Source organism: Mycobacterium sp., assembly GCF_049280035.1.
Lineage (GTDB): Bacteria > Actinomycetota > Actinomycetes > Mycobacteriales > Mycobacteriaceae > Mycobacterium.
In genome coordinates this window covers 1-2,636 of the sequence record NZ_JBAPPI010000390.1, presented here as the reverse complement: position 1 = coordinate 2,636, position 2,636 = coordinate 1, and the positions used below count along the sequence as shown (strand labels likewise).

The following is a 2,636-nucleotide window of genomic DNA, read 5'->3' as shown; positions in this document are numbered from 1 at the left end:
AGCATGAGTTGATCCGGCAGCTCGAACACCAGAAGTCGGCGCGCGAACCCATGCACAATCGCAAGCTCGGCCACAACACGATCCGCCACCCTGCCGTCGGCGATTGGCGCTCAATGCACTAATTTTCCTGGGGTGATGTTCTCAGTTGCTGGTGCAGTCGCGCGGTGGATCGCCCCCTTCCTCACGGTTGCGGCCGTTGCCGGTGTGGGTTTTTGTGCCGACCCGGGGCAGGTCCGTCCCGCCCCAGCGGTGCGCTTGGCCGATGACGCCAACCCGTTGGCCGGTATGCCCTTCTACGTCAATCCCACCTCAGCGGCTATGCGTGCCGCGCAGCATGCCGATCCGCCGAGTCCCGAATTGACCGCCGTCGCCAACACGCCGCAGGCGTACTGGATCGTCCCGGGTTCTTCCGCAGCTACGGTCGCCAAGTACACCAGCGACGCGCAGGCTGCGGGCGCCATCCCGGTTCTGACAATTTATGGAATCCCCCACCGCGACTGTGGCAGCTTCGCTGCGGGTGGCTCGGCGACGGCTGACGACTACCGCGCGTGGATCGACGGCATCGCATCCGACGTGGGCGCTTCGCGGGCGGCGATCATCGTCGAACCCGATGCACTCGCCATGGCCGACTGCCTGTCGGCTGACCAGCGCCAAGAACGCTTCGACTTGATTCGCTACGCTGTCGACACGCTGACGCGCAATCCAGCCACGGCCGTGTATGTCGACGCTGGTCACTTGCGCTGGCATAGCCCCGAGGACATGGCCGCCAGGCTCAACAAGGTCGGTGTCGGCCACGCGCGGGGTTTCAGCATCAACACTGCGAACTTCTTCACCACCGGCGACGAAATCGGTTACGGCGAGGCGATTTCGGCGCTCACCAACGGTTCGCACTACGTGATCGACACGTCGCGCAACGGCGCCGGACCAGCGCCCGACTCCGGGCTCAACTGGTGCAACCCCAGCGGCCGAGCACTGGGCACTCCGCCGACCACGGCTACCGGGGGCGCGCACGCCGACGCCTACTTGTGGATCAAACGTCCCGGTGAATCCGACGGAACATGCGGCAAAGGTGATCCGCCGGCGGGCACCTTCGTGAGTCAGTACGCCATCGATATGGCCCACATCGCGGGCCAGTAGGCGGGCCTCGCGCCTAATCCCGCCGTCGGCAGGCGTCAGCGTCTGGGGAGGTTCGCGTCCCGTTAGCTCCACCAGAATCCATGCAGGTCAGAGCCCGGGGACATCGAGGTCAGCGAATTTCTCAACGACTTCTCAGCAAACCGTTTGTACGCTGGCGCTCCCATGTTCAGGACGCTTTGCTTCGCTTACCAGGCAAACGCGTCGTAGGCTCGATTTGGTGACGGGGCAATATGATTCACGCGGGTTATCGGGATGATACCGACGACTGTCACACGTCGTCGATGAGCAGCTTTGGTCAGGCTGAATCGCTACGACCCAGCGAACTCGCGCAGGCATCGGTGATGGGTGCTCTGTGCGCTGCGGTTGCGATCATTGCGGTCGTCCTCCCGCACGCAGGTGGGCTGGGTCTGCTGGGCGCCGTGCCGATGGGGCTGCTGGCCTACCGCTATCGGATCCGCGTTCTGATCACCGCGACGGTCGCAGCCGCTGTGATCGGCTTCTTGGTAGTCGGCTTGAGCGGCTTCGGGGCGGTCGCGCTCTGCGCCTATGTCGGCGGGCTGGCTGGGATCGTGAAACGCCGCGGTCACGGCCCGCGGACCGTCACCGCGGCATCCATTGGCGCCGGTGTTGTCGCCGGTGCCGTGGTGGTCATCGCGTTGACGGTCCTGGCGCGGCTTCGGCTGCTGTTGTTCCACGCGATCACCGCCGCCGTGAACGGAGTCGCGACAGTCCTGGGGCGGGTGCCGCACCTGCAGGTGGTCGCGCAGGAGGTCAAGCGGATCTTCGCCGGCGCATTGGATTACTGGCAGTGGCTCGCCGTGGGAGTCGCCGTCGTCGCCATCATGGGCGCCTCACTGATCGGTTGGTGGGCGCTCTCGCGCGTGCTGGAGCGGCTGGGCGGCATTCCCGATGTGCACAAACTGGACGCGTCGGCCGGGACCGGGCCGATCCAGCCGGTCCCGGTGCGGCTGGACGAGGTGCGCCTGCGCTACCCGCACACAGACTACGACGCACTGCGTGCGGTCAGCCTGGATGTGCGGCCAGCCGAACACGTTGCGGTCACCGGTGCCAACGGCTCAGGGAAGACCACGCTGATGCTGATCCTGGCCGGCCGCGAACCGACCTCGGGCACGGTCGAACGCCTTGGTGCGGTGGGTCTTGGTCAACTCGGTGGCACCGCCGTCATCATGCAGCACCCGGAAAGCCAGGTGCTGGGTACGCGGGTCGCCGACGACGTGGTGTGGGGACTGCCTCCCGGCAAGACCACCGATGTCAACCGATTACTCAGTGAAGTCGGGCTGGCCGGCCTCGCCGAACGCGACACCGGCGGCCTGTCCGGCGGTGAACTGCAGCGCCTGGCCGTGGCCGCGGCGCTGGCGCGGGAGCCGGCGCTGCTCATCGCCGACGAGGTCACCAGCATGGTCGACCAGCCGGGCCGGGAGGCACTGCTCGGGGTGCTGTCCGGTCTGACCGACCGTTACCGAACCTCCCTGGTGTAC

The 2,636-nt window shown here is 66.5% G+C and carries 2 protein-coding genes; both read left to right on the top strand.

The genetic code is table 11. From position 1 onward, the window contains the following. Window positions 1–135: 135 nt before the first annotated feature. Window positions 136–1,137 (top strand): glycoside hydrolase family 6 protein, encoded by a 1,002-nt coding sequence (locus WAN71_RS13080; protein WP_422225736.1) that lies wholly within the window; start codon window positions 136–138, stop codon window positions 1,135–1,137. Between the two features lie 281 nt (window positions 1,138–1,418). Further along, window positions 1,419–2,636: DUF2232 domain-containing protein (locus tag WAN71_RS13075; protein WP_422225735.1), on the top strand; the 1,218-nt coding region annotated here is incomplete at its 3' end.

Coding starts and splice junctions, on each gene's coding strand:
- WAN71_RS13080 (WP_422225736.1), top strand. CDS start 136: ATGTTCTCAGTTGCTGGTGCAGTCGCGCGGTGGATCGCCCCCTTCCTC.